The 403-nt window shown below is 43.2% G+C and carries 1 protein-coding gene; it reads right to left on the reverse strand.

Features of this window, described 5'->3' with window-relative positions:
• Positions 1-151: 151 nt before the first annotated feature.
• On the reverse strand, positions 152-403 hold a 252-nt coding region (locus A3738_RS04155; RefSeq protein WP_197473581.1), incomplete at its 5' end, for an NADP-dependent isocitrate dehydrogenase.

The following is a 403-nucleotide window of genomic DNA, read 5'->3' on the forward strand; positions in this document are numbered from 1 at the left end:
TCTCACTACTTTCACATGAAACGCAAACCTCGAAGTAGAGAACACTATAAAGTTAATCCCAGCTCTAATTTTCAGGTAAAAAAAAGCCAGTACATTTCTGTACTGGCTTTTCGTATTAGACTCACCTCAAATGAATGAAGCGTCTTAACGCTTATTTGAACTCATCAAAAATTGCATTCAAGGTCTCACTTGGGCGCATCGCTTTTGAAGCCAATTCGAAGTCAGGGTTGTAGTAACCGCCAATCTCGATTTCTTGACCCTGAACATCAAGTAGTTCTTGCACAATCTTGGCTTCGTCTGCGCGAAGCTGCTCTGCGAGCTTAGTGAATTTCGCTTTCAACTCAGCGTCATCGTCTTGCGCTGCCAAGGCTTCTGCCCAGTACAGAGCAAGATAGAAATGACT

It is taken from the genome of Oleiphilus sp. HI0066 (assembly GCF_001635725.1).